This is a genomic window from Indolivaga alginatilytica (genome assembly GCF_003201355.1).
GTDB classification, from domain to species: Bacteria; Bacteroidota; Bacteroidia; order Bacteroidales; family Dysgonomonadaceae; genus Dysgonomonas_A; species Dysgonomonas_A alginatilytica.
On sequence record NZ_QICL01000019.1, the window covers coordinates 61,109 to 80,506 of the forward strand.

Annotated in this window: 15 protein-coding genes and 1 pseudogene; 2 read left to right on the forward strand and 14 right to left on the reverse strand. The window is 36.3% G+C overall.

Annotated elements, in window-relative coordinates; translation table 11 throughout:
* Positions 1-17: 17 nt before the first annotated feature.
* The 5 genes from CLV62_RS14115 to xseB all read right to left on the reverse strand — a co-directional run bounded on the left by CLV62_RS14115 (position 18) and on the right by xseB (position 4,375).
* A complete protein-coding gene (locus CLV62_RS14115; RefSeq protein WP_146212752.1) occupies positions 18-461 on the reverse strand; it encodes a hypothetical protein in 444 nt (147 codons plus the stop codon).
* 383 nt (positions 462-844) lie between these two features.
* The gene (gene rpoN / locus CLV62_RS14120) at positions 845-2,302 is read right to left on the reverse strand and encodes an RNA polymerase factor sigma-54 (protein WP_110311428.1); all 1,458 of its coding nucleotides are present in this window, start codon (positions 2,300-2,302) and stop codon (positions 845-847) included.
* A gap of 626 nt (positions 2,303-2,928) precedes the next feature.
* Positions 2,929-3,345, reverse strand: a complete 417-nt coding sequence (locus CLV62_RS14125) for a hypothetical protein (RefSeq protein ID WP_110311429.1) — start codon at positions 3,343-3,345, stop codon at positions 2,929-2,931.
* Positions 3,346-3,439: 94 nt separating this feature from the next.
* Entirely contained in the window at positions 3,440-4,102 is a 663-nt protein-coding gene (locus CLV62_RS14130; protein WP_110311430.1) for a 2-C-methyl-D-erythritol 4-phosphate cytidylyltransferase, read from the reverse strand.
* A gap of 75 nt (positions 4,103-4,177) precedes the next feature.
* Positions 4,178-4,375 carry an exodeoxyribonuclease VII small subunit gene (xseB, locus tag CLV62_RS14135; RefSeq protein ID WP_110311431.1) on the reverse strand — a complete coding sequence of 66 codons (198 nt, stop codon included), beginning with the start codon at positions 4,373-4,375 and terminating at the stop codon, positions 4,178-4,180.
* A gap of 280 nt (positions 4,376-4,655) precedes the next feature.
* On the opposite strand from xseB, the gene CLV62_RS14140 reads away from it, so the two are divergent.
* Positions 4,656-5,750, forward strand: a complete 1,095-nt coding sequence (locus CLV62_RS14140) for a DUF6340 family protein (RefSeq protein ID WP_110311432.1) — start codon at positions 4,656-4,658, stop codon at positions 5,748-5,750.
* A gap of 103 nt (positions 5,751-5,853) precedes the next feature.
* Here the strand turns inward: CLV62_RS14140 and CLV62_RS14145 are convergent, their stop codons facing one another.
* The 4 genes from CLV62_RS14145 to CLV62_RS14160 form a co-directional block, all read right to left on the reverse strand.
* The gene (locus CLV62_RS14145; RefSeq protein WP_110311433.1) at positions 5,854-6,879 is read right to left on the reverse strand and encodes a dipeptide epimerase; all 1,026 of its coding nucleotides are present in this window, start codon (positions 6,877-6,879) and stop codon (positions 5,854-5,856) included.
* 77 nt (positions 6,880-6,956) lie between these two features.
* Positions 6,957-7,397 carry a WG repeat-containing protein gene (locus CLV62_RS14150; protein ID WP_110311434.1) on the reverse strand — a complete coding sequence of 147 codons (441 nt, stop codon included), beginning with the start codon at positions 7,395-7,397 and terminating at the stop codon, positions 6,957-6,959.
* 5 nt (positions 7,398-7,402) lie between these two features.
* On the reverse strand, positions 7,403-8,239 hold the full coding sequence (locus CLV62_RS14155; protein ID WP_110311435.1) for an alpha/beta hydrolase: 837 nt from the start codon (positions 8,237-8,239) through the stop codon (positions 7,403-7,405).
* Positions 8,236-9,303, reverse strand: a complete 1,068-nt coding sequence (locus tag CLV62_RS14160) for a lysylphosphatidylglycerol synthase transmembrane domain-containing protein (RefSeq protein ID WP_110311436.1) — start codon at positions 9,301-9,303, stop codon at positions 8,236-8,238. The genes CLV62_RS14155 and CLV62_RS14160 overlap by 4 nt, the downstream gene beginning before the upstream one ends.
* A 288-nt stretch (positions 9,304-9,591) precedes the next feature.
* Here CLV62_RS14160 and CLV62_RS14165 point away from each other — a divergent pair, with 288 nt between their 5' ends.
* Positions 9,592-9,972 carry a GntR family transcriptional regulator gene (locus CLV62_RS14165; RefSeq protein WP_050709835.1) on the forward strand — a complete coding sequence of 127 codons (381 nt, stop codon included), beginning with the start codon at positions 9,592-9,594 and terminating at the stop codon, positions 9,970-9,972.
* A 68-nt stretch (positions 9,973-10,040) separates the two neighbouring features.
* Here the strand turns inward: CLV62_RS14165 and recG are convergent, their stop codons facing one another.
* The 5 genes and pseudogenes from recG to CLV62_RS22410 form a co-directional block, all read right to left on the reverse strand.
* Complete coding sequence (gene recG / locus CLV62_RS14170; RefSeq protein ID WP_110311437.1) at positions 10,041-12,137, reverse strand: ATP-dependent DNA helicase RecG; 2,097 nt, start codon at positions 12,135-12,137, stop codon at positions 10,041-10,043.
* 17 nt (positions 12,138-12,154) lie between these two features.
* Positions 12,155-13,708, reverse strand: coding sequence for a glycosyltransferase family 39 protein (locus CLV62_RS14175; protein ID WP_110311438.1), 1,554 nt, complete (start codon positions 13,706-13,708; stop codon positions 12,155-12,157).
* Positions 13,709-13,749: 41 nt separating this feature from the next.
* Positions 13,750-14,769, reverse strand: coding sequence for a Holliday junction branch migration DNA helicase RuvB (ruvB, locus tag CLV62_RS14180; RefSeq protein ID WP_110311439.1), 1,020 nt, complete (start codon positions 14,767-14,769; stop codon positions 13,750-13,752).
* Positions 14,770-14,780: 11 nt separating this feature from the next.
* Positions 14,781-17,024, reverse strand: coding sequence for a RelA/SpoT family protein (locus tag CLV62_RS14185; RefSeq protein WP_110311440.1), 2,244 nt, complete (start codon positions 17,022-17,024; stop codon positions 14,781-14,783).
* Positions 17,025-18,077: 1,053 nt separating this feature from the next.
* Positions 18,078-19,325, reverse strand: a pseudogene (locus CLV62_RS22410) (transglycosylase SLT domain-containing protein); the annotation flags it as partial.
* Positions 19,326-19,398: the final 73 nt, after the last annotated feature.

The following is a 19,398-nucleotide window of genomic DNA, read 5'->3' on the forward strand; positions in this document are numbered from 1 at the left end:
TATTTACTAAAAGAATCTTACTTCAAATAAGAAAGCATCAGCAATAATCCTCCGAAAACAGAGGCATACGCCAAGACAAATCCAATAATAAAACCGACATAAACCTGAGCTGCAGAATTAGCTCGAAGATATAATCGGCAAACGCCTAATATTCCTGCTAAAATAAATAAGATGGCAAATAACACCATTGGATTGGAGCCTTTCACATTAAAGCAAACCGAAAGTATACCACCGATTAGCCCTCCCATACCTAACATGTGGGCACTTATTTTCCAGAAAAAATTAATAAGCATACCTGTAAAAGCAATAAAAACAGGAGCGGCGATCAAGCCCAACACCCAATAAAATACATGTGAATTATAAAAGAATAATGTCAGACTGATATTCGAGATAATAAATATCATATACGGCAAAGTACGATCGGGTGCATATTCGAGACTGTAGTCTCTTATGTATCTCATTTTCTTAAGGACAAAAATAAAAAGAGCCGGTATAAAAAGGGTAAAAAGTAAAGTTGGGATCAAAAACCGTAGAATCTGTCCGGCATACATATGATAAAAATTTGTATACACAGCCAGTAAAGCCAAGCTATAAAACGGCATCAGTAACGGTTGAAAAATCGCTGAAAAGCATTTTGCTATATTTTGTCCTATTCTCCACATAATTTAAGTAATTTCAACTATTGATTATCACACTTCTCAGTATTAAGCTCTCAGAACTATTTATTGCTTTGTCAAGTATAACAACGAAAGTTAGTTACGGTTCTGAAATATCGCATTAAATGTTTTCTTTAACTTATTACTGAATATAATTCTCTCCAAAGCAATAAAAGGTTCGAGACCTCTTATATGCTTTTCCGAAGTCTTGCCACGGGAATATTCATTTGTTCGCGATACTTCGCTACTGTTCGTCTTGCTATCACATACCCTTTTTCCTTTAGAATTTCTGTCAGTTTATCGTCAGTCAAAGGTTTTTTGGTATCTTCATTTTCGATGCATTCTCTTAGAATTGCCTTTACCTCTCTTGATGAAATTTCTTCTCCTGCATCATTCTGCATCGATTCGGAGAAAAAGTATTTCAACGGGTAAATTCCAAAATTAGTCTGCACATATTTACTATTACTCACTCTCGATATGGTAGAAATATCATACCCTGCTAATTCTGCTATATCTTTCAGGATCATGGGTCTTAAACTCGACTCATCTCCGGTAAGAAAAAAATCGTATTGAAGATCTACAATAGCCTGCATAGTACGTTGCAGGGTTTCTTGTCTTTGCTTAATCGCATCAATAAACCATCGGGCAGAATCTAACTTTTGTTTTACAAATAAAGCTGCATTCTTCGCTTCGGCAGTCATACCTTTCTTATTTTCGGTATAACCTCTCAGCATTTCCGAATAGTCTCTGTTTACTTTAAGCTCAGGTATATTACGATTATTGAGACTCAGAAAAAGTTCTCCATTATAAGTTTCAACAATAAAATCAGGAATGATCGTATTCATCGTCAACGAAAGAGCATCCCCCCAGTTATTACCCGGTTTTGGATTTAAAGTCACTATAAGATGAATGATTTGTTTTAAAACTTCTTCATCCACATTTAATGCCTTTTCGATCTTATCAAAGTGTCTTTTCGAAAAATCATCAAAATATTTTTCGATCACAAGCATTGCCTGTTTAACCAGATCCGATTCATTCATGCGCTTTAATTGCAGCAATAAGCATTCTTGCAAATCGGCAGCTCCAATCCCCGCAGGCTCGAATCCCTGGATAATATTCAATATCTTCTTAATGTGATCAGATGGTATATCTAAATTCTGCTGAAATAGCAAATCATCCGATATTGCACTCAATGGTCTGTCAAGATAACCATTTTCATCGATATTACCGATTATATATTCTGCAACCTTTGTCGACTGGTCATCCAGTTCTGTCAGACGCAATTGCTCTATCAAAGACTCATGTAATGATTCCGCTGATGAAAAGGGAATATCTTCCCGTGCAGTTACCTCTGAACTATAATTATTTAAACGGTAATCGGGAATATCATCTTCTGTCAAATAATCGCCTAAAGCAATATCTTCCTGAGTTATATTATCAGATTCGTCATAATTCAGATCATCTGCTATATCCTGAGGGTCATCCGAATCCTCACGCCCTTCGTCCAGAGCCGGATTATCAACTAATTCTTGCTTAATTCTCTCCTCCAATTCTACATTTGGCAATTCGGTTAGCTTTATCACCTGCATTTGAAGAGGAGATAAACGCTGTTGTTGCTTTTGTTGTAACTGCTGTTTGAGAGCCATATTATTTTTTAATTATACACAAAAATAATAAATACTTTTGTATCCTCTCATAATTAACTAAACAACTCCATTTTATTTATCAATAGAAGAATTTCGAGCCAGCTCTTTCCCGATGGAATATACAATAAGGAAAGTGCTTTTCAAGAAAAAAAATAACCGTTTACAGATAATAATTATATCAAAAATTTCTCCTTAGAAAGATACAATTTTTATAAAAATAAGAGATTAATTCTAGCATCTACGAAAATAAGGACGCTATTATATAAGGGAATACTATCATACAAATATTAACTTTTAAATAAATATTAATTAGATCTCAAATACTATATTATCAATTATTTAAATTTCACAGAAATATAGATTACAATAATTATAAACAATAATTAACTTTAAAACAATAATAAATCATAAATAAATAAGAGGCAAACAAGAGGATTTATCAAGGGAAATTAAAGATGTAAATTACGAATAAAAGGCAGGTATAAGATAAAAAACAAGAGAAAACGAGTCTAGAAAAACAGTCCTAAGAAAGAAAGGAAATAGTCATAAAAAAATCACTATTTAATAATAAACAGTGATCGTTCTTTCAAGGAAAACAGAGATGAAAAAGCATTTATACATAAATACTATAAAATGCCCCTTTCCACCAGATATTTACGGGTTTCAACCCAATCTACGTAAGGTCTACCCTCCGTTGGGGTAATTAAAGGACATCCCAAATTAGCATCATCTATATATAAATGCCCGTAAGCTTTAGGAGATGTAGTCCAAAAACGCTGAGTCGGGTTTTTCTGAACACCATATAATGTTATTCCATTATCAACAAACCAATTAATGGCGTCTGCCAAGAAATTTTCTTCTACAATAACAGTTTCCTCTCCTACTTTTTTCTTTTTCTTACGATCGCTGCGCATAGTAAAAAGAATGAGCTTATGTCCTGCGTCAACCAGTTCTTTAAGAACAGGCACAGCTCCTATATCTTCGCCTATACGTGGAAACTCGTGAGTAACACACGTTCCGTCAAAATCAATACATATATCCATCTTTTCTAAATCTCTTAAAGTCTCAAATCTATTTCAGAACTTATCCAATAGTCGATGCAAGTTCTTACAATATCAAAAGAGATCATTTATATTTTTACTTACCTAATATAACTTCTCCCAAATCGAGATCAAACGGAGTCGTTATTTTTATATTTGTTCTTTCTCCCTCAACTAAATGAATAGCATGTCCGTATGCTTCTACCACAGATGAATCATCTGTAAAATACTCGGAGAAATCAGCATCATATGCCTTTTTCAGCAAAACAGACTCAAAAACCTGAGGAGTCTGAACCATACGATATTTCGAACGATCAACAATTTTACTATCGTTTTCACCGTCAATTTCGCGTAAACTATCTGTTACATCTATAACGGGAATCACTGCTTTATACTCTTTTGCGGCATCAAAACAAGTCTTCAAGAGAGAAACTGATGCAAATGGGCGTACGGCATCGTGCACAGCTACCCAACCTTCACCAACAAGCTCTAAACCATTCTTTACCGAATGAAAACGGGTTTCGCCACCGTCCACAACTTCGTGGTAAACAGAAAATCCATACCCCTTACATAATTTAGACCAATGTTCGCGATAGGATGCAGACAATGCTACAATAATACGTATCGATTTATCAAAATTATAAAAAGCTTCAATGGTGCGCATCAAAACAGGTTTTCCACCCACATTCAAGAACTGTTTGGGCAGTTCGCTTCCCATACGCAAACCTTTCCCTCCGGCTACTATAATTACATTGTTCATATATGATCTTTTAACGATGAAACATTACGGTCATGTCATTAATAACCGACTAGTACAATAAATAGTTCAATACCTTTAATCGAGATCATCCAGTATCTTTTTTATCTCGGCATCTGTTTTATAAAGCTTATCTTTACATAGTTTCAATAATGTGGATGCTCTTTTTATCTCTTCAGCCAACACATCAACTTCCATATCTCCTGATTCGAGTTTATCAAGAATCTCCTGTAATTCTTGTATCGCTTCGGTGTATGATTTATCTTTTTTTGCCATTCTGTGAACATTTTGTTTGAAATAGGGGTTTAAACTTAAGTAAATTTTAATTTACATACAACAAAGATAATCCTATATGGAAAATTAAATTTAAATTTGAAGATAATAAGTCATGCCAACTATTTATTTTCTACACCTCACCCCAACCCTCTCCAATAGAGAAAGAGCCATCTCATCTCATTTGGGAAAGATTGGGAAGTATTTAAATAAAAAGGTCTGAGACCTTAAGTTTATCCGCTACGTCTTATTTATAGTATTCAGCTCTAAAAAAAAATTGTATATGACACTTAGTAAAGCAACAAACAGGTCTTTGACCTTAATTTTACCGAAGAGTTTTTTATTCTTGGGACTACTTTCGGGATTATTTGTTTTCACCAGTTGCACAAGTCTGGATACATTGGTTGTAAATGTAGAGAAACCTGCCCAGATAACACTCCCCGGCAATATTAACAATATCGTTATTGTTGATAACACTGTGCCCCAACCCGAAGATATTGGTCATTTCGAATACCGTCCGGGGCAAGAATCGGCCACCCCGATACAAGTAAGGATAAATGACGATGTAAACTACATATTGGCTGAAGCTCTTTTTGAAGATATTGCAGACAAGGAATACTTCGACGATGTAATTTTTTACGAACATCCGATAAGAGAGGATAATAATTTTGAAGAAATTTGGTCATTAGACCCTAATTTGGTTAAAGAGCTCTGTATTGCGAACAAAGCGGATGCAGTAATTTCTATCGACCGTTTTTTAGTAAGTACAGCTTCTCATGAAGAAGACTTTGACTTTGGAACAACAATGAAATTTCTTGATTTGAAAATGGATATCCGTTTTCAGGTATATTCGAAAGACGGAGAAACTATATCACCTCCTTTATATATAAATGACAGCATATACTGGACTGCAACCTATAGTCAGGACAGAGCGTTATCAGACACTATTCCCAGCAGGGAAGATGCCATCAAAGAAGCAGCCCGTTACACTGCGGAAAAGATATCAGACGCTTTATCTCCTTATTGGAGCAATGAGTTGAGATGGTATTTTGGAGATATTAAAGCAGCCAATCAAAAAATGACAAGTAACGATTGGGCCGGAGCTATGGCACTATGGAAATCTGCTTACGATAAAGAAACAAAGAACGTAAAGAAAAAAGCCCGACTTGCCAGCAATATAGCTTTGGCCTATGAGCTTTCGGACAAACTAAAAGATGCATTAAGATGGATAACTATTTCTTGCGAACTATTTGAAGAAACACAAGAAACAGGTGTCGACAGAGAGAATCTGACAAGAGCAACCAGCTACAAAAATGATCTTATGCAACGTTATAATGATTTCAGATTATTGGATGTCAGAGTTAAGAAATCCGAATGAAGTCTCAGACCTTTTTATTGCTTTGGTAAACAAATCATTGATAAGAAGTTATAATTAAGAAAATATATCATCATAAATATTCTCATTTATTTAACTCTGTGGATTATACCTTTTCCACACCTATACCGGGAAGATTATTCAATATAATCTTCCCGTTTTTTATAGTGGTACCTTTAAAACAATCATTAGTTATGAGTAATGCACCGTCTAAATCGGCAAAATTCACAGCAGGCGACAGTTGAGCCGCAGCTGATATTGCACACGAAGTCTCGGTCATACAACCCAACATTATGTCAAACCCCAAGGAAGGAGCAAGACTTATCATTTTATAAGCTTCGTTCATACCCGTACACTTCATTAGTTTAATATTAATTCCCGAAAAAGCACCTTTGATCTTTTCCATATCCGAAAGTCTTTGTACTGATTCATCGGCAAATATAGGTAGAGGACTATGAGCGGTAAGCCATGCACTACTGTCCAAATCGGTTTTAAGCATTGGCTGCTCTATCAGAACCACCCCTTGCTCCTTCAGCCAACAAGTCATTTCCAAAGCTTCCGATCTGTCTTTCCACCCTTGGTTGGCATCAATTGCTAAAGGCAGGCTTGTAACCGATCGGATTACCTCAATCATCCGTTTATCATCCTTTCCACCTAATTTCACCTTCAATATTTTAAAATCCGAAACGACTTCTGCCGTTTTCTTTTTTACAATATCATCCGTATCAATTCCTATCGTATATGTTGTATTGGGTGTATTCTCAGGATTTAAATTCCATATTTCATGCCATGACTTATTTTTAATCTTTCCGATCAAATCATGCAGCGCTATATCAATAGATGCTTTAGCCGCAGTATTCCCAACAGCAATATGATCAACGTAATCTAAAACAGAATCAATATCAGTTAAATCAGCAAATTGAGTCAGATCAACCTGTTTCAAAAAATTGATGACACTATCCTGCGTCTCTCCCAAATATTGGGGTAATGATGCTTCGCCATAACCAATACACCCATCGTAATGAAGTTCCACTAAAACCACAGGGGTTGTTGTTCGTGAATACGTTGAAATAGTAAATGGATATTTCAACATTAAGTTATAGGGTGAGTACGATAATTGTATTCTGCTCATATTTTTTTGCTTTTTGTAGGGTTCTACTCCATTTAGATATTAATACAACCCTAAAGAAGAAGTCATTTTCTTCATATTTATTCGACTCGATTTCCCTTCAGATCTATAAAAAAAGTTTCGCCGTTTAACTTTACCTTTGCTTTACCATCTTTATTGAAATAGCGGGCATCGTCATATATAAGCGGGATAACAACTTCTCCTGCCTGGTCGATGAAACCGCATTTACCTTCAATACATACTGCTGCCAATCCCGTTTTTGTGAACGACCATGCAGGATTATATATACACGGAATAACTTCTCTCCCTGTTTTATCTATATAACCCCACCAACCATTTAATCGAACTAATGCTAATTCTACTGAAAAAGAATGAGCACAGTCATATATAAACGGCACAACTGTTTCGCCTGTTGCTGCATCTAAAAATCCCCATTTACCGTTATTTTCTGACACCACTAATTTTTGTGTTTTCGACGCTAAAATAGTAGCAGATTTTTCTTTTGTTTGTCGCTTAGCCATTTTGCTTAATTTTCAGGAAAAAAGAATTTTGCAAAAAAATCCAACTGCCATTCAACAGCCTTATTCCAATATTGAGAATCATGCTTTCCTGAGGTCATTATATAAGTATGCTGAATGTTCTTATCAAGAAGAAGCTTATGCAAATTCTCGTTAACCTCCAGAAAGAAATCATCTTCTCCACAATCGAAAATCAATGGAATATTTCTCAGCTTTTCTGCATTCGTAATTACAGTATGTGCATCCCAAACAGCCTTATTAGTAGCATACCTCCCCAATGCCTTAGACATATCCCAATTGTCAGGAAAAGGCCGGATATCTACTCCGCCGCTCATCGATCCGCAAACACCAAATACATCGGGATGGTTTAAGGTTAACCATAAAGCACCATGCCCACCCATACTGAAGCCTGATATTGCCCTACCCTTCGGTGATGCAATTGTTTTATAATGCGTATCAACATAATTTACCAGATCTTGGCTTACATAAGTATCATATTGAGATTTTCGATTAACAGGACTATCCCAATACCAGCTATTCTTTCCATCGGGACAGACAATTACCATTTGGTATTTATTCGCTAATTGGGGCAATGTCGGTTTTACCACCTTCAGCCATGATAAATAATTTCCACTATGACCGTGCAAGAGATAAACCACGGGATATGCAATCTTGGATTCTTTATTATAGCCATCGGGAAGAATGATAATATTCTTTACATACACTTCCATCTTTGGACTGTATACCTCTATAGTATCGACCTGTTGAGCAAATAACGAGAGGCTTCCGTTTAGTACTATCAGGAGTAAAAAACAGAGAAAACGACACGGTAATTTTATTTTCATATAATGTCTTCTGATTTTAATGGTTTCACAAAAGCTTTGCTTGCCCAACGTGGAACAAGGAAAGCTCCGATAAAAAGGTAATTATAATAACTAAGTAATCGCCATAATACTATAATAACCGGAATAAGTCCTGATATAGGGATCAATGCACTCAGATAATGCTTAAATATAAGTTCACTTAAGCCACTTGCTCCCGGTGTAAAGCTAAGTATCATCAATACCCACATTACAAACTGACGGGCAAATATCAACATATGATCCGACACAGAGAAGAATGCCATGAAAAGTGCATTTACCACCAGAAATCGCGAAGCCCACGATAAAATCGTAGCCAGAATAAGAGGCCACCAATAAGAAAACCTCTTGCCTCTTATTTCACGGGCACTGATAACTAAATCGTCTCCTGCTTTTACAGCCCCTGCATACCAACGGCGGAGGACAGGCAATCTAAAGATTTTGATTAAAAGCCATCGTATAGCCTGTGGTTTAAAAAACAGACCGACTATAAGACAAATACAGATACACATCTTTACAATATAGGCTGCAACAAACAAAGTAATCACTCCCATTTGTAAGGTAGATATTTCGGGAAACAACTTCTCTACAGGGATGAATAATAATAACAAAGGAAAAGTTACAACAAAGAACATTTCATCCAATAGCATCGTTACAAAAACCATAGCCGTACTTCTTCCTACGCTAATGTTCTCTTTTGATAAGAAAAGAACTGCCATACTTGAACCGCCGACAGATGACGGCGTGACTGCCGTACCAAATTCAGCCAGCAAGGTTATTTTCAATGATTGCTTCCATGAAAGCACCTTTTCGGTCAGGTATCTGTATCTAATGGTAAAACCCAGGTCACGGCCAACCATCAAGAGCAAGGCTATAAAAAACCAAAAGACTGTATTCCATGTTATCTTTATATTCCTCAGTTCTGCCAGTTGCTCGGCATTCTCCTGTCCCAAGAGATCCTTAGAAAACATGTAAACAATGACACCGACTCCAAGAAGAGTTGGTATCAAGATTTTCCATTTACTTATTTTGGTTGACTGACCAGTCATAATTTACATTCGATTATTAATTAATAAAATTAGTTAATACAATAGCTCTACGTTACACTTTCTAATGTTAAATACCAATGAACTCATTTATCCGATCAAAAGGCTTAAAAGTTAACAGATCCAAATCAATTACAGATATATAGAGTGCTATTTTAGCTTAAAATTCTGAAATTAAACAGATTATTTATAATTAAAAATACTTATATTGCTCAAAATTTAGAACGACAAACTATTTATATAGAAAACTAGTGCTATATTTGTAATGTAACTCTGTAAAATAACAACACAATGGAATTTCATAAAAACAAACCAATCTACCTACAAATTGTCGATGTAATCTCGCAAAGAATAGTATCCAAAGAATGGAAAGAAGAAACTAAAATCCCCACAGTAAAAGAACTTGCTAAAGAATTAGAGGTAAACCATAATACCTTGATGCGTTCGCTCGAGCTACTGCAATCGGAGGATATTTTGATGTCGAAAAGAGGGGTTGGTCTCTTCCTGACAAAAGACTCTTATAAAAATGCTCTCGAATTGATGAGAAGATCTTTTTATGAGAATCAGGTTCCTGAATTCTTTTCAACAATGAACTCTCTAAAGATAACACTTGGAGAACTAATCGACCTATATAAAAGCAATAAAAGAGCAAACGAATCGAGTCTCATATAAAATATATTCATCACTACACATCTAAGAATTAAAGAAACAAACTTTCGTAGTTTGTTTCTTTTTTTGTCTTAGCTAATTAATCCCCAATTGTAGCGATTTCCTCCCAGTTTACGCAATTGCCTTTTTAAAATCTGATTCTCCACATTCTCCAAAGCAGGATCTCTATCTATAACTTCTTTTGCTATATCACGTGCATATTGCATTATCTGCGAATCTCTCACAATATCGGCAATCTTAAGATTAAAAGCAATACCACTTTGTTGAGTTCCTTCCAAGTCACCGGGACCTCTGAGCTTCAGGTCGGCCTCAGCAATCTCGAAACCATCATTACTTTCCACCATAATATTGATTCTCTTACGAGAGTCTGCCGATAGCTCATAAGGTGTTATAAGGATGCAATACGACTGATCGGCACCTCTACCTACCCTACCCCTCAACTGATGCAACTGAGACAACCCAAAGCGCTGAGCACTCTCTATAACCATCACCGATGCATTGGGGACGTTTACTCCCACTTCAATAACGGTAGTTGCCACCATTATATGAGCTTCATTTTTGACAAAACGAGCCATTTCAGCATCTTTTTCCGAAGGTTTCATTTTTCCATGCACCTTACAAACCGTATACTCGGGAAAAATTTCGCAAATATGCTCATAACCTTCTTCGAGGTTCTTCAAATCTATTTTTTCGCTTTCCTCGATCAAAGGGTATACAAAGTATATTTGACGACCTTCGCTCAACTGTTTTCGGATCGAATTATATAAAGCTCCTCTTTTCTTATCGTATTGATGTATGGTTTGTATAGGTTTACGCCCCGGAGGCAATTCATCTATCACCGATACTTCAAGATCACCATACACTGTCATCGCAAGCGTACGGGGAATAGGTGTTGCCGTCATAACGAGCATATGCGGAGGATTCACATTCTTAGTCCATAGTTTGGCTCGTTGAGCTACACCAAAACGGTGCTGTTCATCGATAACCACCAAACCTAAGTTTCCAAACTGAACGGTATCTTCAATCAAAGCATGTGTACCGATCAGAATATGGATATCGCCAGTCAAAAGGCCTGAATGAATTTCTTCACGCTTCTTCTTTTTAGTAGAGCCTGTCAATAATTCGACATTTATACCCAATCCAAATAAAAATTCCTGAATTGTAATATAATGCTGATTAGCCAGAATCTCGGTAGGGGCCATCATCGAAGCCTGAAAGCCATTATCCATAGCAATCAGCATAATCATAAGTGCCACCAGAGTTTTACCACTACCAACATCGCCTTGCAGTAAACGATTCATTTGCTCACCCGTCGCCATATCCTGACGAATCTCACGGATAATTCGTTTCTGAGCATTAGTCAATTCAAAAGGCAGATTCTTTTCGTAAAAAGAATTAAAGTAATCACCTACTTGTGTAAATACAAAACCTTTCAGTTTAGCCCTTCTATCGGAAGTATAACGAAAGATATTTAATTGCAAATAGAACAATTCCTCAAACTTCAAGCGGTACTGAGCATCTCTAAGAATAGTAGGATTCAAAGGAAAGTGAATATTCCGAATTGCCTCTTTCAAGGGCAATAAGTTCGCTTTTTCAATTATTGATTGGGGTAGAGTTTCAAATACATGAGGCAATGCAGATGCTAATGCTCCTGTCATTATCTTTTGAATTGCTTTTGAATTCAGATAATGCGTTTTCATCTTCTCGGTTGTATTGTAATACCCCATCAGATTTGTTTGCTCCGCTTTTTCTTCGATATACGGGTCAATATCCGGATGTGCTATATTAAACTTACTTCCAAAAGCGGTGGGTTTACCAAAAACAAGATAAGGCAGATTTACTTTATACTTGTCTGTTATAAAACGTGCCCCTTGGAACCAAACCAGATCAATAAAACCTGTACCATCGGTAAAGTGAGCAATAAGTCTTTTATTACGCCCCTCACCCATTGTTTCAAAAGCCGTTATTCGACCTTTTAATTGAATATAAGGCATATTACCATCTACTTCGTGAATGTAGTAGATGCGACTTCTATCAATGTATTTATAGGGATAATAATGTAAGAGGTCTTCAACCGAAAAAATATCAACTTCTTTATTTAATATTTCAGCTTTTTTCGGTCCTACTCCCGGTAGATATTTTATGTCCGTATTGGATATGTCAGCCATGATAAGTTTCCTATCACTTATTTATTCAGATTCTTCCTTCTTAATTGATAAACAACATGTCCTTCTATATCCTGCCTGTCTATGATGTCAAAATACTTAATTACTTCTATCGAATCGGCGGAAACTTTCATGAACGAATCGTCATTATCAATATTTTTCACTACTAACATCTTAGTGTAGGTAGTATCAACATCACCAAAATCAAAGATAGGAATAGCTTTAAAATTTTCTAAATATTTCTTATAGTATTTCTGAGTAGCACGGATTCTTATATAATGTTTCGAATCGGGGAAAAACAAAGGTATAGCTGCTATTGAAAAGCTGCGTGTATCTGAATATAAAAAAGCTGTTTTATCATCCACTCTCTCTTTAGCAAATTCGATGATTTTAGACTGTACTCTCTCGTTATACTGATTTGTTCTGTATTGAAGCGAATAGTGATTAAATGAAAAATAAGCTATTATCAGAAACATCAAAAGAAGTACAATCTTATTTTGAGTTTTCTTCCAATCAATCGATGATATATAAATAGCAATACCCAAATAAAAAAGCCCTAGAATAGGATTCATATAACGGGTAACAAATACAGGCTTAGATAGAAATGAATAAGTAATCGCAGTAGATAGAGTCAACAAAAAAGCTAAGAATAACAGATTGGCATACTTTATTTTAGCATTCGAATATGTATCTGCAAAAGTTTCTTTTCTTGCCGATACAACTACATAAATAAACAGAATACCAAAAACCGCGAGTAAAAAGAAAGAAAATGCAAAATGGGCAAGAGGAGTTGCTGTTGCCATAAGATCCAACTCCCGCGCAAAAGGATAATATAGATAGATTATAAAATCTTTCAATCGTGGAGCATCGATCCAGTATTCATCCTGTACTTGCGACACTTGTCCGGGCAGGTTTATCAACCACGGTAAATATCCGATCACAAACAAAACAGAATAACCGATAAACGGAGTAATTTTACTTCTCTTAGCTATTATAATCACAATAAGGAAGAGAAAATAAATATAAAAAACACCCAATAACGCATAGTAATGAGTGTAAGCCGCAGCCAAAGAGAAAAGGGTAAATTTGATTAAATCGGATCGACGGAAAGTAGAATAACTTTTATATGCATATAAAGCACTTAACAGCACAAACAGCATAGCTAATGAGTACATTCTTATTTCAGATGCAGCATATTGACTAACGGGCATCAATATGATTATAACTAAAAAGCTTAACGCTGTTTTATCTCCAAACATTTTTCGAATCCGTGTACACCCTAATAGCATAACACCAATTACAGGAAGAGCCGAAAAGATACGCAAGGCAACTACCGAATCGCCGAAAAAATAAGTATATAATTTTAGAAGAATATAGTACAGAGGCGGATGAACGTCATTGGCTGTAACATGCCACAAATATCCGAAGGACTGGCGTACCAGATTTATTGTATAGGCTTCGTCGTACCAGAAAGCTTTATAAAAGTCTAAAGACAAGAATAGAAAAGAGCCTATAAAAAATAGCCCATATAAGAGGATCGAATATTTCTTATTTTCATCATTCGCCATATTCATCGGTAAGAAGTGTGGATATGTTTTAATAAATTACAACCAGATCAAAACAAGTATCCTTGCTCGGTATCTTTATGCCTCCCCAGATGTTTATAAGCTAATTCCGTAGCTTCTCGACCTCTTGGAGTACGTTTCATAAAACCTTCTTTGATAAGAAAAGGTTCATACACTTCTTCTATTGTCCCACTATCTTCTCCGAGAGCAGTTGCAATAGTAGAAATACCAACAGGACCTCCTTTGAATTTGTCAATAATAATCAGTAGTATTTTATTATCAACCTCATCAAGACCATATTTATCAATATTGAGAGCCTCAAGCGAGTAGTTTGCTATTTCTTTATCGATACTCCCCGACCCTTTTACCTGAGCAAAGTCTCTTACTCTCCTCAAAAGAGCATTCGAAATACGGGGTGTTCCCCTACTACGTAATGCTATTTCTTTGGCGGCATCGTCATCGCAAGGAACATCAAGAATATTCGCCGAACGTTTGATGATTCCCGTTAAGGTGTCGTTATCATAATACTCTAAGTGCATGTTTATCCCGAATCGGGCACGTAAAGGACTTGTCAATAATCCACTACGAGTAGTAGCACCAATAAGAGTAAAGGGATTCAATTCAATTTGAACCGAACGTGCACTAGGACCTTTATCGATCATAATATCGATTCGATAATCCTCCATTGCACTATAAAGATATTCTTCCACAATAGGTGAAAGACGATGTATTTCATCGATAAAAAGGACATCATTGGGCTCTAAAGAAGTTAATAGACCAGCCAAATCGCCCGGTTTATCAAGCACAGGCCCTGATGTTATTTTAAAACCGACACCCAGCTCATTCGCTATAATGTTTGATAAAGTTGTTTTACCCAACCCCGGAGGACCATGTAATAAGGTATGATCTAAAGATTCTCCACGCATACGAGCTGCTGCAACGAATACCTTTAAATTATCCACTACTTTGTCCTGACCGCTAAAGCTATTAAAACTAAGGGGTCTCAAAGCATTTTCAAATTCACGCTCTGTTCCGTTTAATTTCTCGTCATGTATGTCGAATGTATCCATATATATAAATCTTAGCTCAATCTATTAACTGATTGAACTCCTTCTATTTTTAAAATTTGAGAGCATAACTTCTGTACATCTACAACACTGTGCACATAAAGGCTTACTTTACCTTCAAAGATACCATCATTCGACTCAATATTCAAACTTTTAATGTTTACGGAATCTGTAATTATAACCTTAGTTATATCATTAAGCATACCAACACGGTCTATACCACGAATAATTATTGTCGATAAAAACGAGTATTGCGCATAACGCCCCCATTCAAGAGTAAGTATTTTATCTCCAAAGCTAGCCTTAAGTTTCAAGCCTACAGGGCAATTAACGCCATGAACCTGAATCTCATTATTGTCCGTTATAAAACCAAATACTTTATCTCCGGGTATAGGATTACAACATGATGCTATCCTAAAATTCTTTTTGAAAGAATCTTCTTCAAGAATATATGTTTTTTTCTTATCAATCGTATCCAGATCATCGGTATCCAAAGACTCAGTGTCTCCACTTTCTTTCTTTCCGACTCTGAATGCCTGCTTCATGTAGCGCATGAAGATATTGCTAGAACCATCTTTATCCTTTTGATTAAACAGTTTATCGAGATTAGCAGGAAGCACAATTGTTTTGTTACCCAAGGCAAAGAAAAAGTCTTCTTTTTTCGTTATTTTATAGAAATCGAGCAATTTATCTATTGTTGAAGACGTAAGTTCCGCTTCTCCAACTATTTCTTTTAAAATTGCCTCTCCTTTTTTCGCCACCTCTTTTTTCTGCTTCTTCAGAGTAGATTCAAGCTTAGTTCGAGCCTTAGCACTTGTAATAAAACCCAGCCACTCGGGTTGTGGACTCTGAGATTTAGATGTCAGGATTTCAACCTGATCGCCACTATTCAATTTATGACTAAGTGGAACGAGTTTATGATTTACTTTTGCGCCAATGCAATGGTCTCCAATATTAGTGTGAAGCTCATAAGCAAAATCGAGAGCAGTAGAGCCTTGAGCCATTGTTCTCAAATCGCCTTTAGGCGTAAAAACAAATATTTCCTGAGAGAATAAGTTGAGTTTAATAGTATCCAGAAAATCTATTGCATTCGGGTTTGGATGCTCCAATATCTCCGTAATAGTTTTCAACCATTTATCAAGCTCATTGTCTTCTTCAATTTTTCCTTCTTTGTACTTCCAGTGAGCGGCAAAACCTTTTTCGGCGATATCGTCCATTCTACGGCTTCTGATCTGGATTTCGACCCATTCACCATCAGGTCCCATTACTGTAAGGTGCAACGCCTGATAACCGTTCGATTTAGGACGGCTAACCCAATCCCTGATACGGTCGGGACGAAGTTTGTAAATATCCGTAATCACCGAATAAATATCCCAACATCGCTTCTTCTCATCCATACCGGGTTCGGAATCGAAAATAATCCTGACAGCGAAAATATCATATATTTCCTCAAAAGGAACTCCCTTCGATTTCATCTTATTCCAAATAGAATATACCGATTTATCGCGTGCCCTTATTTCATACTTGAAACCCAATTCGTCCAATTTAGGAACTACGGGCTCTGCAAAATGTTCGAAGATATTTTTTCTAATACTCAACGAAGATTCTAACTTAGATACAATTTCGTTGTACTCTTCGGTGTTTTCGTATTTAAAACTGAGTTCTTCCAGCTCCGTTTTTATAGCAAAAAGCCCCAATCGGTGAGCGAGAGGAGCATATATGTACATTGTTTCACCAGCAATTTTATGGCGTTTTGCCGGAGCCATCGAACCTAATGTCCGCATATTGTGAAGACGGTCGGCAATCTTTACAAGTATTACCCTGATATCATCGGCCATTGTAAGCAAGAGCTTTCTGAAATTCTCAGCCTGCGATGAAACATTGTCACCAAACATACCACTCGATATTTTGGTCAATCCATCTACAATTTCAGCAATTTTATCGCCAAATATCTTTTTAAGATCTTCTACTGTATAGTCGGTATCCTCCACTACATCGTGCAATAAAGCGGCACAAATAGATGTAGAACCTAATCCTATTTCACTACAAACTATACGTGCAACCGCTATCGGATGCATTATATATGGTTCGCCCGATCTGCGTCGTGCTCCCTTGTGTGCTTCTTTTGCAAGATGAAAAGCCTTTCTTATTATTTCGACTTTTCGTCTATGGTTAGTTTTGAGATAGTCATTTATAAGAGCTTCAAATTCTCTTTCTACCATCAAATCATCGTCCTTCGTTTTATCTTCTTTATCCATAAAATTAAGATCAAAGACCTATTTATTACTTTTGTATGTATAACATCAAACGCATTACAATGAATAAATGTTGTATTAAATACCTGTTAAGGTCTCAGACCTTTTTATTACTTCGGCAAGTAAAACAACTATAATTAATTTTAACCTTTAAAATATAGCATACATGTTTTGCATTACTCATATAGAAGAGTAAAACTATAAATGAATGCCATAATTCTAAGTTATTTATCTGGGAATTCTAAGTTTCTGCCCGATACTTAATTTATCAGAGGTTAAGTTATTAGCCTTTTGTATATCTTTTGCTGTTATTTTACTCCCATATTTTCCTGCAATACCGCCTAAAGTATCCCCTTTTTTCACGGTATATGTCGAAGGTTGTTTTGCCGGTTCTTTCGCAGGTTTCGGTGTATTTTTTTTCTCAACCTTAGGCTCTTCTTTTTTCACTGTTACCGATTTTGAGGAAGAAGTAACCATAGATGAAGTCGAAGCTAAAGGCCTATCAGCAGCCTTGTCTTGCACTGATGTTTTCACATCGGCAACAACTTGCTCTATAGACTCTTCGGATATAGAAGGTAATTCTTCGGCAACCAGAGCCTCTTTTTGAGCCGGTAAATGTATTACCAATCGTTGACCAACTTTTGGTACTGAAGATTTTAATTTATTCCAAGAAGAAATATCTTCTCTATCTACATTATATTTGGATGCAATCTGAGTCAACGTCTCACCAATACGCACTTTGTGATAAATGGTCTGAACTCTTTGTATATCTCTTCCTCGTGTATTATCGGCTAATTCTGATGTATCAGAGTCAGGAACGTTAACAACAGGCAAATGGGGTTCGGATTCTTTGGTTGAGGCAGGATCGGGATCTGCTCCTATTGCTCTTTCCTGCATTTTAGCAAAGTAATCGGATAATGAGTTTGAGGAAGAATCGTTATTATCTATAGAAGGTTGATTCTCTGAGGTCGTTTGAGAGGTATTCTCCGCAAGTAAATCTTGTGTCGGTTGACTTATTTCCTGAGGTATTTCCTTATTCGCAGGCATACCTGCTGATACTGCCAGTATCTGACCGGCTTTTAATCTGTTTGATTTAAGCCCGTTCCATTGTTTTATCTGAGCTGTTGTAACTCCATGCTTACCGGCAATGGCAGCTAAATTATCTCCGCGACGTACTTTATACTTAGCTCCGTTAGTAGCAGCTATTGCCATATATCCATTTGGATTGACCACTTTTCGGTGAGATAGAAACTCGGTAGCTTTATATGCAAAAATAGAATCTCGCTGAACTTCAAACTCCGGGGCATTTATAGAAGGTAGATTCAGTACATATCCTTTAAATTCGCCGGGAACAATGTCTTTTTTATATTGAGGGTTTAAAGTTCTCAATTCATCAAGCGATACATTTAAATATTCTGCGACTTGTTGTAAATGCAGTTGCTTGTCAACTAAAATAGTATCTGTAGAGTGAGTGTATTTATATTCGAAAGGACATATATTATGTGCCGAGTAATAGTTCATCACATATGCTGCAGCTATAAAGGCAGGTACATAACCTCTGGTTTCTTTCGGAAGATAGGGATAAATTGTCCAGTAATCGGTTTGCCCTCCACTACGTTTAATCGCTTTATTAACATTCCCGGGACCACAGTTATATGCTGCAATAACCAAGTTCCAATCACCATAAATACCATACAAGTCTTTCAAATATCTGGCGGCAGCATCTGTTGATCTAAGCGGATCGCGACGTTCGTCAACCAGAGTATTTACTTCGAGATCGTACATTTTACCTGTACCGATCATAAATTGCCAAAGTCCTGTTGCTCCCATTCTCGAGGCAATCGTTGGATTGAGTGCAGATTCAATAATAGGTAAGTATTTTAATTCGAGAGGTAAGTTATATTTATCTAAAGCTTGTTCGAAGATCGGAAAATAATAATCGGATTTTCCTAAAAAATACTCAACGCTTCTTCTCATACGTCCCGTATACATATCGATATATGATCTAACAACGGGATTGTACACCAATTCCATCTCGGTAGGCAAAGAATAGAGCCTGTTGATATAAACAGAATCGGGATAAGCCACGTCGGTATCAAAATTTGATGTACAGTTTAAAGAAGGGCTCAGGTCTTTCTTCCAATCAACTAATAATTGATCAAAATTACGTTCTATCTCCTCAGGGATAGTCAACTCTCTATCTGTAATAGTCTCTTTTATTGATAGTTCATTTTTATGAACCTGACCAAAAAGGGGAACAATACCCCCCAAAATAAAACCGGCAATAAAAAGTTTTTTCAGCATAAATTATTTCTTTTTCCGGACATGGTTAATTAGTTACAAGTTACAAGTTTTTTCTGATAGCTGATAACTGCTA

Coding starts and splice junctions, on each gene's coding strand:
- CLV62_RS14115 (WP_146212752.1), bottom strand. CDS start 461: ATGAGATACATAAGAGACTACAGTCTCGAATATGCACCCGATCGTACT.
- rpoN (WP_110311428.1), bottom strand. CDS start 2,302: ATGGCTCTCAAACAGCAGTTACAACAAAAGCAACAACAGCGTTTATCT.
- CLV62_RS14125 (WP_110311429.1), bottom strand. CDS start 3,345: ATGGATATATGTATTGATTTTGACGGAACGTGTGTTACTCACGAGTTT.
- CLV62_RS14130 (WP_110311430.1), bottom strand. CDS start 4,102: ATGAACAATGTAATTATAGTAGCCGGAGGGAAAGGTTTGCGTATGGGA.
- xseB (WP_110311431.1), bottom strand. CDS start 4,375: ATGGCAAAAAAAGATAAATCATACACCGAAGCGATACAAGAATTACAG.
- CLV62_RS14140 (WP_110311432.1), top strand. CDS start 4,656: ATGACACTTAGTAAAGCAACAAACAGGTCTTTGACCTTAATTTTACCG.
- CLV62_RS14145 (WP_110311433.1), bottom strand. CDS start 6,879: ATGAGCAGAATACAATTATCGTACTCACCCTATAACTTAATGTTGAAA.
- CLV62_RS14150 (WP_110311434.1), bottom strand. CDS start 7,397: ATGGCTAAGCGACAAACAAAAGAAAAATCTGCTACTATTTTAGCGTCG.
- CLV62_RS14155 (WP_110311435.1), bottom strand. CDS start 8,239: ATGAAAATAAAATTACCGTGTCGTTTTCTCTGTTTTTTACTCCTGATA.
- CLV62_RS14160 (WP_110311436.1), bottom strand. CDS start 9,303: ATGACTGGTCAGTCAACCAAAATAAGTAAATGGAAAATCTTGATACCA.
- CLV62_RS14165 (WP_050709835.1), top strand. CDS start 9,592: ATGGAATTTCATAAAAACAAACCAATCTACCTACAAATTGTCGATGTA.
- recG (WP_110311437.1), bottom strand. CDS start 12,137: ATGGCTGACATATCCAATACGGACATAAAATATCTACCGGGAGTAGGA.
- CLV62_RS14175 (WP_110311438.1), bottom strand. CDS start 13,708: ATGAATATGGCGAATGATGAAAATAAGAAATATTCGATCCTCTTATAT.
- ruvB (WP_110311439.1), bottom strand. CDS start 14,769: ATGGATACATTCGACATACATGACGAGAAATTAAACGGAACAGAGCGT.
- CLV62_RS14185 (WP_110311440.1), bottom strand. CDS start 17,024: ATGGATAAAGAAGATAAAACGAAGGACGATGATTTGATGGTAGAAAGA.